The 16,879-nt window shown below is 62.1% G+C and carries 9 protein-coding genes; 5 read left to right on the forward strand and 4 right to left on the reverse strand.

From position 1 onward, the window contains the following. Window positions 1–4 precede the first annotated feature (4 nt). The 3 genes from CYD26_RS14740 (at window position 5) to fhuF (ending at window position 10,083) form a co-directional block, all read left to right on the forward strand. Window positions 5–8,533 carry a non-ribosomal peptide synthetase gene (locus CYD26_RS14740; RefSeq protein ID WP_102052937.1) on the forward strand — a complete coding sequence of 2,843 codons (8,529 nt, stop codon included), beginning with the start codon at window positions 5–7 and terminating at the stop codon, window positions 8,531–8,533. Between the two features lie 232 nt (window positions 8,534–8,765). Beyond that, a complete protein-coding gene (locus CYD26_RS14745) occupies window positions 8,766–9,263 on the forward strand; it encodes a sigma-70 family RNA polymerase sigma factor (protein WP_065761045.1) in 498 nt (165 codons plus the stop codon). 49 nt (window positions 9,264–9,312) lie between these two features. Then, entirely contained in the window at window positions 9,313–10,083 is a 771-nt protein-coding gene (gene fhuF / locus CYD26_RS14750) for a siderophore-iron reductase FhuF (RefSeq protein WP_102052938.1), read from the forward strand. Between the two features lie 9 nt (window positions 10,084–10,092). Here the strand turns inward: fhuF and fhuB are convergent, their stop codons facing one another. The 3 genes from fhuB to CYD26_RS14765 are packed head-to-tail and all read right to left on the reverse strand — an operon-like array spanning window position 10,093 to window position 13,764. After that, entirely contained in the window at window positions 10,093–12,072 is a 1,980-nt protein-coding gene (fhuB, locus tag CYD26_RS14755; RefSeq protein WP_102052939.1) for a Fe(3+)-hydroxamate ABC transporter permease FhuB, read from the reverse strand. After that, window positions 12,069–12,980: an ABC transporter substrate-binding protein gene (locus CYD26_RS14760; protein ID WP_158240130.1), complete on the reverse strand. Its 912-nt coding sequence runs from the start codon at window positions 12,978–12,980 to the stop codon at window positions 12,069–12,071. Before CYD26_RS14760 ends, fhuB begins: the two co-directional genes overlap by 4 nt. Window positions 12,981–12,996: 16 nt before the next feature. Continuing rightward, on the reverse strand, window positions 12,997–13,764 hold the full coding sequence (locus CYD26_RS14765; protein WP_065761041.1) for an ATP-binding cassette domain-containing protein: 768 nt from the start codon (window positions 13,762–13,764) through the stop codon (window positions 12,997–12,999). Window positions 13,765–13,998: 234 nt separating this feature from the next. Here CYD26_RS14765 and CYD26_RS14770 point away from each other — a divergent pair, with 234 nt between their 5' ends. Together CYD26_RS14770 and CYD26_RS14775 are read left to right on the forward strand one after the other, a co-directional pair. Beyond that, the gene (locus CYD26_RS14770) at window positions 13,999–14,583 is read left to right on the forward strand and encodes a hypothetical protein (RefSeq protein WP_102052941.1); all 585 of its coding nucleotides are present in this window, start codon (window positions 13,999–14,001) and stop codon (window positions 14,581–14,583) included. A 35-nt stretch (window positions 14,584–14,618) separates the two neighbouring features. Next, entirely contained in the window at window positions 14,619–16,025 is a 1,407-nt protein-coding gene (locus CYD26_RS14775; RefSeq protein ID WP_256588029.1) for a tetratricopeptide repeat protein, read from the forward strand. Window positions 16,026–16,108: 83 nt separating this feature from the next. On the opposite strand, the gene CYD26_RS14780 is transcribed toward CYD26_RS14775, so the two are convergent. Next, window positions 16,109–16,867 carry a hypothetical protein gene (locus CYD26_RS14780; protein WP_102052943.1) on the reverse strand — a complete coding sequence of 253 codons (759 nt, stop codon included), beginning with the start codon at window positions 16,865–16,867 and terminating at the stop codon, window positions 16,109–16,111. Window positions 16,868–16,879 lie beyond the last annotated feature (12 nt).

The following is a 16,879-nucleotide window of genomic DNA, read 5'->3' on the forward strand; positions in this document are numbered from 1 at the left end:
ATTTATGCAAAGCCTGATCGCATCCTTGAAAGACCTTGCCCCTGAAAAACGCAAGGCACTGGCCGCACTCTTGAAGAAGAAAGGTATCGACCTGTTTGCGCAGATGCCTATCAGCCCGGCTGATCGCACCCTGCCACTGGCCTTGTCTTATGCTCAACAACGGTTGTGGTTTCTCACGCAACTGGCGCCGGCCAACAGTGCCTACAACATTCCGGGCGCGCTGCGCCTGCGTGGTCAACTCGATCGAAATGCGCTGCAGAACGCTTTCGATGGGCTAGTGGTGCGTCACGAAAGCCTGCGCACCCGTTTTATCGCAGATGCCGATGCACAGCCACGGCAGGTGATTGATGCGCCGACGCCCCTGGCCATCAGGTCGATTGATTTGCGCGGGCAGGGCCCGGAAGCCCTGGCTGCCGCCGTTGAAGCCGAAGCCTTGCAACCCTTCGACCTGGCTAACGGTCCGTTGCTTCGGGTCACCCTGTTGACCTTGGCCGATGACGAGTACGCGCTGCTGTTGACCTTGCACCACATCATTGCCGATGGCTGGTCTATGAATGTGTTGGTGGATGAGTTTGCTGCCGCCTACAGTGCTTGCGTTCAAGGCCATGCGCTGGACCTTCCGGGGTTGCCGGTGCAGTACGCCGACTATGCGCAATGGCAGCGCGAGTGGCTCGAAGCCGGCGAGCTGCAACGCCAGCTCGAGTACTGGACGGCTCAGTTGGGGGATACCTCAGCGGTGCTGGAGCTACCGGGGGACTTCCCGCGCCCGGCGGTGCAAAGCTATCGCGGTGCCCAGCAGCGGCGTGTACTTGACGAAGCCTTCGGTCAACGCCTGCGCCAGTTCGCTCAGGCACAGGGCTCGACGACCTTCCAGGTACTGCTGGCGACCTTTGCCGTCTGCCTGCACAGGGCCAGTGGCCAGTGTGACCTGCGTATCGGCGTGCCGACGGCCAACCGCAATCGGCTGGAAATCGAAGGGTTGATCGGTCTGTTCGTCAACACCCAGGTACTGCGCTGCGTGGTCGATAGCCACGCCGGCTTTGCCGACCTGTTGGAGCAGGTACGCGAACGGGCCCTAGGCGCCCAGGCCAATCAGGACCTGCCCTTCGAACAATTGGTTGAGGCGTTGCATCCAGAACGCAGCCTGAGCCACAACCCGTTGTTCCAGGTACTGTTCAACCATCAGCGGCAGCGCTTTGGCGCATTGGCTCACCTGCCGGGGCTGACCCTGGACGCCTTGGATCAGGTGGAAACCGCTGCTCAGTTTGACCTGGGGCTGGACAGCAGCGAAGACGATAGCGGGCGTATTGTGCTGTCCTTCACCTATGCCGTGGATGTGTTCCTGCCTGCCAGTATCGAGCGCTTTGCTCAGCGTTTTGAGGCGGTGCTGCGTCAAGTGATGGAGCAACCGCAACAACCGCTGCTGGCATTGGGCTGGTTGACCGATGACGAGCATCGCCAACTGCACACCTGGAGCCAGCCAGCGGAGGTTACGCCACACCTGCCGCTGGTGCATGAAGCCATCAGCCAGCAAGCCGCCTTGCGTCCCGACGCCGTGGCGCTGGTGTGTGGCGATCGCTCGCTGACCTTCGCTGAGCTGGAACAGCGTGCCAACCAGCTGGCCCATCGCTTGATCGCGCTGGGCGTGGGCCGGGAAACCCTGGTTGGCGTCGCGCTGGACCGTTCGCTGGAACTGATTCTCGCCCCGTTGGCGATCCTCAAGGCCGGGGGCGCCTACGTGCCGCTGGACCCGGAGTACCCGGCCGAGCGCCTGGCCTACATGGCCAAGGACGCGGACCTGAAGTGGGTGCTGAGCGATGCCGCGCTGGCACTGGAGTGGCCGGAAGGCGTCGAAGTCGTGGCCCTGGACCAGCTGGACCTGAGCTCCGTGCCAACACAGGCGCCATTACTAACGGTCGTCCCGCAGCAACGCGCCTACATGATCTACACCTCTGGCTCGACCGGCCAACCCAAGGGCGTGACCGTCGAGCACGGTGCCCTGAGTATGCACTGCCGCGCCGCCGCAGAGCTGTACGGCATGAGCGCCGACGACATTGCCCTGCATTTTGCCTCGATCAGTTTTGACGGCGCGGTGGAGCAGTGGCTGTCGCCGATGATGTTCGGTGCCCGGCTGGTATTGCGTGGCCCGGGGCTGATCTCGGCAGAGCAGAGCTACCAGACGCTGGTGGACGAAGGCATCACCGTGGCCTATTTCCCCACCAGCTATGCCCATCAACTGGCCGAGTGGGCCTTGGCGCATCCGCAGCCGTTGCGGCTGCGCTCCTGCACCATTGGCGGCGAAGCGGTGTCGCGGGAGACCTTCGAGCTGCTGCGCCGTGGCCTGAAAGCGCCGCGCATCATCAACGGTTACGGGCCGACGGAAACCATCGTCACCCCGACCTTGTGGCGGGCAGACGGCAATGTACCGTGCGAAACACCCTATGCCCCCATCGGCCGTGCTGTCGGCAACCGCACCCTGTACGTGCTCGATGCCGACCTTAACCTGTTGCCACCGGGTGTGGCGGGCGAGCTGTACATTGGCGGCGAAGGGCTGGCCCGTGGTTATCACCAGCGCCCAGACCTGACCGCCGAGCGCTTTGTGCCGGACCCGTTCTCCACCACCGGTGGTCGGCTGTACCGCTCCGGTGACCGCGTACGCTGGCTGGCCGACGGCAATCTGGAATACCTGGGGCGTATCGACCAACAGGTCAAGCTGCGCGGCTACCGCATCGAACTGGGTGAAATCGAAGCGCGGCTGCAGGCCCATGCCGACGTCGGTGAGGCGGTGGTGCTGCTGCGCGACAAACGCCTGGTGGGTTACGTGGTGTCGAGCCGCGATGAAGGCTTGGGCGATGAACTTAAAGCACAGCTCAAGGATGCGTTGCCGGACTACATGGTGCCGAGCAAGATCCTGGTGCTGGAACGCTTCCCGTTGACTCCCAATGGCAAGGTGGACCGCAAGGCCCTGCCGGAGCCAGTGTGGGAAAGCCAGGTTTATCAGGCGCCAAGCACGCCGGAAGAACTTGCACTGGCCGTGATCTGGCAACAGGTGCTGGGGCTGGAACAGGTCGGGCTGCACGACAACTTCTTTGAGTTGGGTGGCGACTCCATCGTCTCGATCCAGGTGGTTAGTCGTGCGCGGCAGGCCGGTTTGGCGCTGACCCCCAAAGACCTGTTCCAACACCAGACCCTGCAAGCCCTGGCGCGTGCGGCCAAACCGCTGGAAGGTGGGTTGGCCATTGACCAGGGCCCGGTCAGTGGCGCGGTACCGCTGACGCCGATTCAGGCCTGGTTCTTTGAACAGTCGATTCCTCAGCGGCACCACTGGAATCAGTCGGTGCTGCTCAAGGCTGCGCAACCGCTGGACAGCCAGGCGCTGAACCGCGCCTTGCAGGCCTTGGTGGCGCACCATGACGCGTTGCGTTTGAGCTGGCAGCAGGAGGGGAGCCGCTGGGTTCAACACCATCGAGCTCCGAACGAACAGGGCGTGTTGTGGGAGCGCCAAGCGTCTTCTGCCGCAGAAATCACCGCCCATTGCGACGAAGCGCAAGCCAGCCTCAGCCTGCAAGACGGCCCACTGCTGCGCGCCGTGCATATTCGGCTGGCCGATGGTACGGCCCGCTTGCTGCTGGTGGTGCATCACCTGGTGGTTGATGGCGTGTCGTGGCGCATTCTGCTGGAGGATCTGCAGCAGGCCTACGCCGGGTTACCGTTGCCAGCCAAGACCAGCGCCTACAAGTACTGGGCCGAACACATGGAGGCCTTTGCCCACGGCGAGGTGCTGCAAACGGAAGTGGCGTACTGGCAACAGCAGTTGGCCGGGCCCGTGGATCAGTTCCCCGAAGATGGTACCCCTGGCGGCGGTATCGAAAGCCTGACCCTGACCCTGGACAAGGTCCGCACCGCCCAGTTGCTGAAAACCGCGAACACAGCGTACCGCACGCGCATTGACGAACTGCTGCTGACGGCCCTGGCCCGTACCTTGTGCGCCTGGAGCGGGCAGCCTAGCGTGCTGGTTGATCTGGAAGGCCATGGCCGCGAGGCGTTGTTTGATGGCCTCGACCTGACCCGTACCGTCGGTTGGTTCACCAGCCTGTACCCGGTGCGCCTTGGCGCTCACAGCGATCCGGCAACGACACTGAAGGACTGCAAGGAGGCCCTGCGCAATCTACCTCACAAGGGCGTCGGTTTCGGCGCACTCCGCTACCTCGGTACGCCACAGGTCCGGGCCGCGATGCAGGCATTGCCGCGGGCTGACATCACCTTCAACTACCTCGGCCAGTTCGATGGCAGCTTTGCTGAAGGCGGCTTGCTGCAACCGGCCGTTGAGTCTGCCGGTCGTGAGCATGGCGCGCAATCCGGCCCGGCTCGGCGCCTGGAAATCAATGGCCAGGTCTATGGCGGCGAACTGAGCCTGAGTTGGCGCTTTGACACCTCCCGCCATAGCACTGCCCGCATGCAAGCGCTGGTGGATCACTACCGCGACACCTTGCAGGCGCTGCTCGACCATTGTCTGGAGGCCGGTACTGGCGGCGTGACGCCGAGTGACTTTCCGCTGGTACGTTTGAGCCAGTCGCAACTTGATGGCCTGCCGCTGGGCGCTGATGCACTTGAGGATATCTACCCGCTGGCACCGATGCAGCAGGGCCTGCTGTTCCATTCGTTGTACGCACCCGAGGCCGGAACCTATGTGAATCAGCTTTGTGTGGACGTCGACAACCTGGATGTCGAGCGTTTTCGCGCCGCCTGGCACATAGCGCTGGCACGCCATGGCATCTTGCGTACGGGCTTTGTCTGGCGCGGTGATCTACCTGTACCGCTGCAACTGGTTCGGCGCCAGGTCGCGGTGCCATTGCAGGTACTTGACTACCGTGACCGGGGTGACGTGCAGTCGTTGTTGCAGCAATTCGCATCTGCCGATCACGCCCGTGGCTTTGAGCTGGACAAGGCGCCTTTACTACGTTTGACCCTGATCCGTTTCGAGCCCGAACGTTACCGGCTGATCTGGACCAGCCATCATTTGCTGCTTGATGGCTGGAGTAGCGCCCAACTGATCGGTGAGGTGCTGCAGGCCTATGCCGACCCGCACAGCCTGCGGCCAGTCACTGGAGGTTATCGCCAATACATCCAGTGGTTGCAGGCTCAGGATGCAACCGTCAGCGAGGCGTTCTGGCGTGAGCGCTTGAGCCTGCTCGATGAGTCATGCCTGCTGGCCAATACCATGGTCGCGCCTGCAGCCGGCGAGGGCTCGGGCAACTGGAAACAGGCAATGACGGTCGAGCAGACGGCCGCTCTGCAAACGTTCGCCCAGCGCCAGCGGATTACGCTCAACACCTTGGTACAGGGCGCATGGTTGCTGTTGCTGCAACGCTATACCGGCCTGCAGAGCGTGTGCACCGGTGTCACCGTGGCTGGGCGTCCGACACAGCTGGAGGGCGCCGAATCCTGGCTGGGGCTGTTCATCAATACCTTGCCGCTACTGGTTCGGCTCGACGCCGGGCAGGCGGTGGGTGACTACTTGCGCAAGCTGCAGGCCGACAACCTGGCGCTGCGCGAGCACGAACACACGCCGCTGTACGCGATACAGGGCTGGGCCGGGCAGGGTGGCCAAGGCCTGTTCGATACGCTGATCGTGTTCGAGAACTACCCGGTGGATGCGGCATTGCGTCAGGCATCGGACAGCGGCCCACGCTTTGGCCCCATGGAACAGTTGGAGATGACCAACTACCCGCTGGCCCTGACCGTCAACCTCGGTGAACGCCTTGAGATCGGCTACAGCTACCACTGTTCATGCTTTGATCAAGCTACACTGATGCGCCTGGATGGGCAGTTGCGGCAGATCTTGCTGAATATGGCCCAGGATGCCGAGGTTGCGTTGGGGCGTATCCCGCTCAACGATGCCGTGGCGTTGCGACAGTTGGCCCAGTGGAGCGCAGTGCAGCAGCATTTCCCGGCGTTCGTGCCGGTATCGTCCCGCATTGCCGAACAGGCTGCCCTGCGCCCTGACGCGGTGGCGATCCGTCATCAGGGCGTCAGCCTCTGCTATGCCGAGCTGGAGCAACGTGCCAACCAACTGGCCCATCGGCTGATCCGCCTGGGCGTGGGCACCGATGTTCTGGTCGGCGTTGCGTTGCCCCGTTCAGCGGAACTGGTCGTCGCCCTGTTGGCCGTGCTCAAGGCCGGCGGTGCCTATGTGCCGCTGGATCCGGACTACCCGGCGGAGCGCTTGGCCTACATGGTCGAGGACTCCGGCCTGCAACAGGTGATCAGCCTGTCCAGCCTGGACTTGCAGTTGCCGGTACAGGTATTGCCGCTGGATACCCTGGACCTTTCCCATGAGCCGTGCAGCGCGCCACAGGTGACCATCGACCCGGAGCAACTTGCCTATGTGATCTACACCTCGGGCTCGACCGGTCAGCCGAAAGGCGCGCAGTTGACCCAGCGCAACGTCGAGCGGCTGTTCCAGGCCACCCAGGGCGATTTCGGTTTCACCCAAGACGACGTCTGGACCCTGTTCCATTCCTATGCCTTCGATTTCTCGGTGTGGGAAATCTTTGGCGCCCTAGTGCATGGCGGCACTTTGGTGATCGTGCCGTATTTCACCAGCCGGTCACCGGAAGAGTTCCTGGCGTTGCTGGTCGACGAGGGCGTGACGGTGTTGAACCAGACGCCGTCGGCGTTCCGTCAGTTGATCCCGCTGGCGCAGAAAAACACGGCGCCGTTGAGCCTGCGTTACGTGATTTTTGGCGGCGAAGCCCTGGAACTGGAAAGCCTGCGGCCTTGGTTCGAGCGCTACGGTGATCGCCAGCCGCGCTTGATCAATATGTATGGCATCACCGAAACCACGGTGCATGTGACCTACCGGGAAATCACCGAGCGAGACCTTGCTCATAAAGGCCCGAGCCCGATTGGCCGGCCGTTGGCCGACCTCAGCCTGCACGTGCTGGACGCCAACCTCAACCCGCAACCGGTCGGCATTGCCGGTGAGCTGTACGTCGGCGGTGCTGGTTTGGCCCGTGGCTACCTGAACCGTCCGGAGCTGACCAGCGAACGTTTCATCGCCAGCCCGTTCGATGCCAGCCAACGTCTGTACCGCAGCGGCGACCTGGCCCGGCGTCGGGTCGACGGCAGCCTGGAATACCTGGGACGTATCGACCAGCAGGTGAAGATTCGTGGTTTCCGCATCGAGCTGGGTGAAATCGAAGCGCAGTTGCAGAGCCATCCGCAGGTCAACGAAGCGGCGGTGCTGGTCAAGGAAGGGGCCGGTGGCCCCCGGCTGGTGGGTTATGTCGCCAGCTCGGACCCGGCGATTCAGGACGAGCTCAAGGCCCACCTGCACGAACGGCTGCCGGAGTACATGGTCCCGGCACAGATCGTGGTGTTGGCGAGCTTGCCGCTGACCGCCAACGGCAAGCTCGACCGTCGCGCGCTACCCGAGCCGGACGCTGCTGCAGGCCGCGAGTACCGGGCGCCGCAGACTGATACTGAACAGGCTGTTGCCCGTATCTGGGCGCAGGTGCTGGAGGTAGAGCGTGTGGGCCTTGACGATAACTTCTTCGACCTCGGAGGCCATTCGCTGTTGGCATTGACCTTGACCGCTGCACTGCAAGACCGACTGGGCCTGAAGGTCCGGCTCGATCAACTGATGCAGTACCCGCGTTTGAGTGAGCTGTTGCAACGGGTGCAAGGGCCATCTGCTGAGGTGTCACCGCGTGTGCCTCTCAATCAGGCCAGCGCAGGAGCCCCTCGGTTGTTTTGCGTACACCCGGGCGGCGGCACGCTGTTTGGTTACTACCCTCTGGCGCGTGCATTGGAAGCGACCTGGCAGGTTGATGGTTTGTTGTGCCGCAGTTTTGTAGAGCCGACCTGGCGCGACAGCTCTCTGGAGCAGATGGCCCACGACTATGTACAGGCGATTCGCCGGGTTCAACCGCAGGGGCCGTATCACCTGCTGGGCTGGTCCCTGGGAGGCGCCCTCGCCGTGGAGATGGCGCGGTTGCTGCGTGAGGCCGGTGAACCGGTAGCCTTCCTCGGGTTGGTCGACCCGTTCGTTCCTGGCGTGGGTGCTGCGACGGGTGAGGCGCAGCACGCCGACCTGGACAGCGGTTTTGCCCGTTATCTGGTGGAGTTGTTCGGCGATGTGCCGCTGTCCGCTGTCCAGGCTCGTATCGCTGAGGCGCGACGGGAGGGCTGCAGCGATGCCGAGTTGATCGAGGGCGTACTGGCCTGGGCGGTCGCACAATCACGTGGCGATGCGCCGCGTATCGAGCAGGGGGATATCGCTCAAGGTTTCGCCGTGATGCGCCACCTCAATAGTCTGACGGCTAACTGCACATTGAAGCCTTGCGATGTGGCACCGCAGTGCTGGTGGTCAAGCGAAGTGGCAGAGGTTTCCATGGCTGCGCAGACCGCATTGGAGCGGGGGATTGGCGTGCAGGCGCAAAGCAGGCAGGAGATCGAGGGCAGTCATGCCGGAATCGTCCGGGAGCCAGCGTTCCTGCGCAGCCTGGCTGAGGTGTTGCCTGGCGCCTGAATGGTTTGAACGCAACTTAACCACGTGCCTGGATGGGGCCATGCACGTGGTTTTGGCTTCATGAGCGCACAGGCGGATTCGCCTCGAACGCGGCGTAGTAACACCTTGTCATTAATTGCTAATGATAATGGTTTGTAATAGCATTATTCGCGATCGGACTCACCCCTTCTTATTGACCTGAAGGTGTTTCGCTTTGACGACTCATGGAACGAACAACAACCCGGAGCTACTGATGGCTTTTCTGGACAATCGCCAGGCATTGATCGACAGAGCCAACGCCATACTGGGCTGTCGTTATCAGGCAGAAGATGTTGCTCAGGATATCTACCTCAAATTGTGTGAACAGCCTGTTTGTCTGCCTGTGGCCCATCCGCTGGGTTATCTCTACCGGATGGTGCGCAACCTGTCCATCGACCGCCTGCGGCGTCAGCACTGGGAGAACTGCCACAGCGTTGGGGAAGAGCAGGCGTATGTCCTGTTGTGTTCAAAACCCTCGCCGGAGGCTGCCGTTATCCATCGGGCAATGCTTGAGCAGGTGCACCGCGCCTTGTTGGAATTGCCCGAGCGCACCCGGCGCATTTTTGAAATGACCCAACTGCAAGGGCATACCCAGCGCGAAGCCGCACGCCGTGAGGACGCCTCGCCGACCCTGATCAATTTTCTCCTGCGTGATGCCCTGCGTCATTGTCGCCAGCGACTGGGCGTTGTGCCTGCAAACCGGGCACAGTAATGCCTTTTGAAATGACTTTTAGCCCGCCTCTTACACGGATGTACAGCTCTTGATCGATGTATTGGCCCCTCTGTTTTGTGGAGAACTGGCGGTATACGCCGAAGGCCTGAGCCTGAGTGCCGGCGACCAGCCGGTGGTGTCAGGGCGGCGCTTTGTTGAAGCCGAGCAGCTTGAACAGTGCCTGGACCTGTATGCCGTGGGGTATCCCGGTGCCGACCGGCGCGCCTTGGCCTCCTTATGGTCCAAGGACTATTTCCTGACCGTGCTGCCTGCGGTGGTGGCGTCAAGCCTGGTGCTGGGGTGGCACTTGCCCGTCACGCTGGACGACATCGAGGTGGTCATCGATGCGCAAGGGCTGCCTGCCCGCCTGGTATTGCCGAACCCTGGTGAGCGGGTAGCGCCTGATGATGCCTGGCAGCGATTTGCACCCTTGATAGAGGGCAACCTGGAGCCTTTCATCGATGCGCTGGCACGCGTGGTCAAGCTGTCGCCCCGGGTGCTATGGAGCAACGCCGGCAACTATGTGGAGAGCATTGTCGGTGTGTTGGCCAGGCGTGGTTTTCCGGCCGATATCCTGGCCCATGGCGAGGCGCTGATCAGGGTTCGCGAGTGGCCGCACGGCAAGCGCAACCGGCTGTTCGAGCCGGTGCGCTATGTGCAGATGCCAGGGCCACAAGGCCCGCTGCAGATCCGCCAGCGCCGCCAGTGTTGCCTGCGTGACGGGCTACCCGGTTATGAATGCTGTAGCGATTGCCCGCTGATCAGCGATGAGCTGTTGTTGCGCTATGCCTTGGCTGAGCGCGGCCTGAGCGTCGAATGAGCCGACGGCTCAGCGCCGCCACAACTGCAGCATCAGGTAGGGCCCCGCGATCAGCGCCGCCAGCAAACCGGCGGGCATCTGGTAAGGGTAGAGCACATTGCGCCCCAGCCAGTCTGCCGCGACCATCACCAAGGCCCCCAGCAGAATGGCGCCCATCAGTTGTGCCCGTGCCCGCACCAGCCCGAGCATACGGGTCAAGTGCGGAGCCAGCAGGCCAATGAAGCTCAAGGGGCCAATGACCACCGTGGCGCAGGCTGTCATCAACGCACTCAAGCCCAGTAATGCCAGGCGGCTACCACGAAGGCTGACACCGAAGCCTCGGGTTGCGGCCTCACCCAGTGGCAGAATGTCCAGCCAGCGATGAAGCATCAGGCACAGCCCGCCGAACAGCATCAACATCCCCCCAAGCAGCCACGCCGTCTGCTCATTGGCGCGGTAGGTGGAGCCTGCCATCCAGTTGAGCATGTGTTGTGCGCGTGAGTCGCCGTTGGCCAGGAGTATTTGCAGCAGGGCATCGAACAACGCGCCGACGGCGATCCCCACCAGCAACAGTTGGGTTGGCGAGAAGTTGTCACGTCGGCTCAAGGCCAGCAACGCGGCGAAGGTGAGCACGGCGCCTGCGGTACTGGCCCCGACCAGCGTACCGTTGCTGGCAGCGGGCAGTGCGATCAAGGCGAGCAACATGCCCATGGCTGCCCCTGAACTGATGCCGAGCAGTTCCGGGCTTGCCAGTGGGTTGCCGGTGAGGCGTTGGATCAGGCAACCCGCCAGCGCCAGCAAGGCTCCGCAGCCCAGTGCGGCGAACACCCGTGGCGTGCGCCATTCCAGCAACGCCTGAAGCATCGGGCCGTGGCTCCAGGTCCAGCCTTGCGGGCCATCGCCCACGGCCAGCGCTACCATCACCGTGGCGACCAGCAACAGCGCCAGGCCTGACAACAGTATGCGGTTTGAATACCGGGGGCGGCTGCTGTGGGCGCTTGAGTGCGGCGCATCGCCGCGCAAGCGCAAGCCTTGTACCAGCCAGATCAACAGTGGGGCACCCACCAGCGCCGTCGCTGCGCCGGTGGGCAGGAAGCCGCTGTCAAAGCCTTCCAGGCTTTGCACCAACAGATCGGTGAGCCATAGCAGCAGCGCACCGAGCACCGGTGACCACAACAGTCGATCCTTCAGCCGGCGCGCACCGAGCATGCTGCACAGGCTGGGGGCTGTAAGGCCAATAAAACCGATCATGCCGACGCTGGCCACCACGCAGCCGCTGAGCCACAGGGCCAGCACCAAGGCAATCACACGGCTGCCATTGAGTGAAAGGCCCAGTGCGCGGGCGCCGGAATCTTCCAGGCCAAGCAGGGTCAGCGGACGAATCAGCAGCAGCACACCCAGGGCCGGCAGCAGCCGTGGCAGCAAAAACGCTACTTGCTGCCAGTCCTGTTGCACGAGTGAGCCGGCTCCCCAGATGAACAGTGGCCCCAGTTCCTGGCCGTGGATGATCATCAACCCGGCATTGACCGCACCGAAGTACAACGACACAAGAATGCCGCCCAAGATCAGTGCCAACGGGCTGAAGGCTCTGCGCCAGGCCAGGGCGAACACCAGCAGCAGCGCCACCGCGCCGCCGGACAGCGCCAGCCATTCGCGGCCATGGACGAGCAGCCCGGGTGCCCACAGGGTGGCCATGCTCAACGCCAGTTGCGCGCCTGAAGCAATGCCAAGGGTGGCAGGCTCGGCCAATGGGTTGCGTAACGCTTGCTGCAGTATGCAGCCGGTCAGCGCCAGGGTTGCGCCACACAACCAGGCCATGGCCATTCGCGGCAGCCAACTGTAATGCACCAGCAGTTGGTCGAGTTGTTCTGTCTGGGGGGCGCTGACGGCTTGCCACCACAGGCCAGGGGGCAGGTGCGTGGCAAGGTTGCCGGTTGCCAGGGCAAGTGCTGCGAGTAGCATCAGGGTCAGTAGCGGTGCGGGGTGGCGATTGATGTAACGCAGGATCATGGCTGGGCGCTCGGGGCAAAACGCTGCTTTAGCAGCAGGGCGAGGCGCTCGGCACTGCTGACGCCGCCGTAGGGCCATACGGCAGGAAGGCTGTCGACGCGCTGCTCACGCACGGCGCTCAGGGCTTTCCAGATGGGGTTGCGATTCAGCGCAGCGGCGTCCGGCAACGGCTCGAACAGGACCAGGCGTGCATCGGACGGGGTGGCAAGTGCCGCCAAGGTAATGGTCGCAAACCCCCAGGAACTGGTGGGGCCGTGCCAGGCGTTACGTAAACCGAGCTCATCGAGCACCGCCTGGTAAAGGCCTTGCCCACCGTTGACGCGCAAGTGCCGCTCATCAAGAAAGGTGACCAGGTACAAGGGTTCCAGGGCTTGCCCGGCGAGCGCGGCCCGGGCTTCGGCGAAGTGATTGTCGACTCGCTTGAGCAGGGCATCCGCCTGCGCTTGGTGATCGAGCATGCGCCCAAGCAGCGTTGTGATCTGCCGCGAGCGTTGCAACGGCTGGCCACTGTCATCGAACGTGGCCAGGAGCATGGTCGGCGCCACCGCGTTCAACAGCGGCAGGATCGAGGCGTACTCGGGTGTTGCCAGGATCAGGTCCGGGCGCAACTGGCTCATGGCTTCCAGATTAGGCTCGCGACGAGCCCCCACATCGGCCACGCTGGTCGGTAACGCCGGGGTCGATACCCAGCGACGATAACCGTCTGGTTCGCCGACCCCTACGGGAGTGACGCCGATGGCCAGCAGTTGCTCCACAAGCCCCCAGTCGAGCACGATGACCCGGCGTGGTGGTTGCTTGAAGGTGACGGGACCAAAATCATCGTTCCAGGTCACAGGCTGTGCGAAGGCGGCAGGTAGCAACACAGAGAGCACAATCGTTAGAGCGGCACGCAGCGCGATGGCAGGCAACAGGATGCTCTCCGGGTCAGTAGACGAAGCTGATGGGTGAGCCGCCTTGAGGGTGGGGCAGCACGCCCATGGCGATGCCGTAGATGTTTTCCAGGGTGTCGCTGCGCATGAGTTCGGCAGGGCTGCCTTCGGCCATCAGGCGCCCCTGATGCAGGGCGAGCAGATGGTCGCAATAGCGTGCAGCCATGTTGACGTCGTGGAGCACCACCAGCACGCCAAGCCCTAACTGAACGCTCAGGTTCTTGACCAGCGCGAGCACTTCTACCTGATGGGCGATATCCAGGGCCGAGGTGGGTTCATCCAGGAGCAGGTAGCGGCTGTTTTGCGCAAGCAGCATCGCCAGCCAGACACGTTGACGTTCGCCGCCGGACAAATGGTCGACCATGCGCTCGGCAAAGACGAGCGTGTGGGTGAGCTCCAGGGCGCGTTGTACCTGCTCGCGATCCTCTTTGCCAAAACGCCCCAGGGCGCCGTGCCACGGGTAGCGGCCAAGGCTGACGAGTTCTCGCACGGTGAGGTTGTCGGCAGGTGGCAGTTGCTGCGGCAGGTAAGCGACCTGTCGCGCGAATTCACGGTTCTGCCAGCCTGACAGGGGTTTGCCGTCCAGCGTGATCTGCCCTTCGGCTGGCAGTTGCTGACGGGCCAGCAGCTTGATCAATGTCGACTTCCCCGAGCCGTTATGCCCGATCAGGCCGACCATGCGGCCGTGGGGGATTCTCAGGTTCAGCGGGTGCAGCAGGGTTCGTCCGGGAACACTGAAGCTGACCGATTGCAGTTCAAACATCGTGTTTTCGCAATAGCCCCGGCAGTCAGGGCGCGTGAAGTAGGGCTGCTGAAAGTAACACTAATGGTAATGGTTATCAATTATTTGTCTTTTCATCGAGCACCTGCTCGTGAGGAGTCGCCGCGACCACAGCCCTGACGCAGGGCGCAGAAAGAGGCGGAACTGGCCGCTGGATAATCGTCAGCTATGCTCTTGTACGAATGATTTCCTACCCCTGGCTACAAGGACGTGCACATGAACGCAGAACAGGACAGTCGGGTCATAACCGGTATTATCCGTGCCTATGGCGGCTCATCCTACAAGATGACCAGAACCTATACCCCGGCAGTAACAAGCGCTGGCCTCTATATTCTCTATTTCGTCACGTCGACCGCGGACGGCGCGTGCTTCCCGGTCTATTGCGGCTATACATCCCGCACGCTGGAGACTCGCCTCAAGGAGCACAGTCAGCCCGGTGGCCAGATCAGCAAAATGAGGACGCCTGGCGGGATAGTGACCACCTCCGGGGTTCCGATCGCCACAGCCGACGGCGAGGTTTATGTCGGGTTTATCGGATGCACCGGCATGCTGGCGAAACTGATAGAAAGCAGTTTTCTGTTCAACTATGACTTTGTGCTCAATGCTTCTGAAAATGGTCAGCGAAGGGCGCTCGATGTTACTAAGGTTCAAGAGTCCAGTTGGGCCGCGCTTGACGACACCCATACCGCCAGGGAGCAAATACACGCGTGGAATGACGCAGTAGAAAGCACCGTCAACGAAGCGATAGACGATGCCAGGCAACTGAGCTTGTATCTGGAGCAGTTTCGAGGGTTTGTCTAGCATTGGCGCCACAAACACCTCGCTATGGCACAGCGGTGGGTACTGGTCGGGCTGCGCATGAGCAGCCTGCAGCCGGTGACGGGCTCGCACAGATCGAAGAGGGGCACCGGCTGTGCCTCTCTCGTCGCTACGAGGATGCCGAGGTCTGTTTCAGGGCTGTTGCGAAACAGCAGCCAGACTGGCCTATGGCTCATAACAACCTGGGCTGGGTTCTGCAGGCGCAAGGCAGGAATGAAGAAGCTTTGGCCAGCTACAAGACGGCTTTGCAACGTGACCCCGGGTTTGAACTGGCGCGTGCGAACCTTGCCTACCTGCTCGCCCATTTGTATGTCCACATTGGCAAGTTCGACGAAGCAAGGGCAATGTGGCGGGTGCTGGTCGAGCGCTACCCGCATGACCCGGAAATACTGGACAACCTGATCAGCACGGCATTGAAGGCCAACGATCTCGTCGATGCGGGCTACTGGGCGACCCGGTATGCCGCAGTCACCCGGGCCAGTGTTTATCACCCGATGCCAGCCCATCCGCCCCTGGTAACGATACCCGAGCCAAGGTTATCGAAGGGCAAGCTGCAGCATGACCTAGAACAGTACCGGTATTTGCGCAGTCACGGCCTGCTGGGCGAGGTCTTCGATGGCATCATCGACTGCTATGGCCAGGCGGTTCAGTGTTTTGACGAAAACGACGCTGCGTTGGGGCAGCGCGTGGGTGACGCTGTGCACATGAAGAGCACTTACGGGCGCATCGTTCATCATTATCCGGCGGCGAGGCTGCCTGAAAACGCGTTGTCGCGCACTGGGGTAAACCTGGACGCTGAGAAGGCCTATCTGGCAAGCACGCTGGGTATCGTGGTAATCGATGATTTCCTGACGCCGAAAGCACTCTCGGAGTTGCAGACGTTCTGCCTGGAATCCACCGTCTGGCATGCCAACAGGTATGCCTATGACCGCCTGGGCGCGTTCTTCAGGGACGGCTTCAATTGCCCGTTGTTGTTGCAGATTGCCGAAGAGATCCAGCAGGCATTCCCGAATGTGATTGGTCGCCGGCATCCGCTGTTGCAGATGTGGGGGTTCAAGTACCGGCATGACCAACCTGCAACGCACCCTCATGCGGATTTTGCAGCGGTGAACGTGAACTTCTGGATTACGCCAGATGAGGCGAATCTGGACCAGGCGTCTGGTGGGCTGCTGATCTATGACGTGGAAGCACCAATGGATTGGGATTTCGAGGTCTACAACCGACAAGGGGACAGGATCTCGGCCTTTTTGAGAGACGCAGGTGCGAAGCCTGTGGTCATACCGTATCGCTGTAACCGGGCAATCATCTTCAACTCGGACCTGTTTCATGCGACGGCGCCGATCAGATTCCGACCGGGTTATGCTGACAAAAGAGTCAACATAACCTTGCTCTATGGCGAGCGGGAACGCTCAGGCACAGAATGACCGCACAGGCTCCCGATCAGCCCACTCGGGTGTTTGCCAGACAGCCGCCCGATTATCTGCAACGGCTGCCTGGTGGCTGTGTACTAGCTGGGTTGGGTAACGATATGTACCTCTAGTGTCCCGTGGTTATCCTTCAGCCCAGCGCCATAGATCCCATTGACGTCATCATTGATACACAGGTGCATCTGCCCGGACTGCCCGACCGGTGCCTGGCCCAGGGTGCCTACCAGGAAAGGCGCATTGTCGCCAATCCTGGCGACCAACGCACCTTCCGGTGCACCGGGCAGGGTATACCCGGGTTTGGCGATGAATGCGCGGTTGCCAGCGGGGCCCACCATGCCGGTTGCGGGGTTGGCGGTCCATGAGCCCTGTGCGCTGATTTGTGTGTCCTGGCGACCTGTGACATGCAACCCGGTGGCTTGCCAGGGCTGATTGGATTGCACCGAGACTGTGATGGGGTAAAGCACATTCACGGCATCGGCTGCGGTGTTCGCATCGAACCCGGCGCCGGTCAGGGCGCTTAACATCACTGCTGCCGGCGTGTCTGGAAAGACCTCGGCGGCAAGGATGACGTTGCCAATGTCGAGGGCCGACAGTGCGGGGTAGCTTTCATGCAGGATCATGGCCAGTTCTGCAGGGTTCAGTGGCGCGAATACCTGGGTCAGGGCGCGTGCCACGGCTTCACTGCTGGCGATGATCGCCTCATGGGGCACTACCAACGCAACCGAACCGTCGCCCGCCGATGCTTGCGACAGCAGGGCATTCACCGCCTGAAGCGGGCTCATGCCTTGCTGCTTCAAGGGGGCCAAGAGGCTGACTATGTGTTGTACGTCCATCATCATGGTGACGCTCCT

It is taken from the genome of Pseudomonas sp. FFUP_PS_473 (genome assembly GCF_002858665.1).
Lineage (GTDB): Bacteria > Pseudomonadota > Gammaproteobacteria > Pseudomonadales > Pseudomonadaceae > Aquipseudomonas > Aquipseudomonas defluvii.

Excerpts from the sequence above, each read along its gene's own strand:
- CYD26_RS14740 (WP_102052937.1), top strand. The coding sequence starts at position 5 with ATGCAAAGCCTGATCGCATCCTTGAAAGACCTTGCCCCTGAAAAACGC.
- CYD26_RS14780 (WP_102052943.1), bottom strand. The coding sequence starts at position 16,867 with ATGATGATGGACGTACAACACATAGTCAGCCTCTTGGCCCCCTTGAAG.
- CYD26_RS14770 (WP_102052941.1), top strand. The coding sequence starts at position 13,999 with ATGAACGCAGAACAGGACAGTCGGGTCATAACCGGTATTATCCGTGCC.
- fhuB (WP_102052939.1), bottom strand. The coding sequence starts at position 12,072 with ATGATCCTGCGTTACATCAATCGCCACCCCGCACCGCTACTGACCCTG.
- CYD26_RS14765 (WP_065761041.1), bottom strand. The coding sequence starts at position 13,764 with ATGTTTGAACTGCAATCGGTCAGCTTCAGTGTTCCCGGACGAACCCTG.
- CYD26_RS14745 (WP_065761045.1), top strand. The coding sequence starts at position 8,766 with ATGGCTTTTCTGGACAATCGCCAGGCATTGATCGACAGAGCCAACGCC.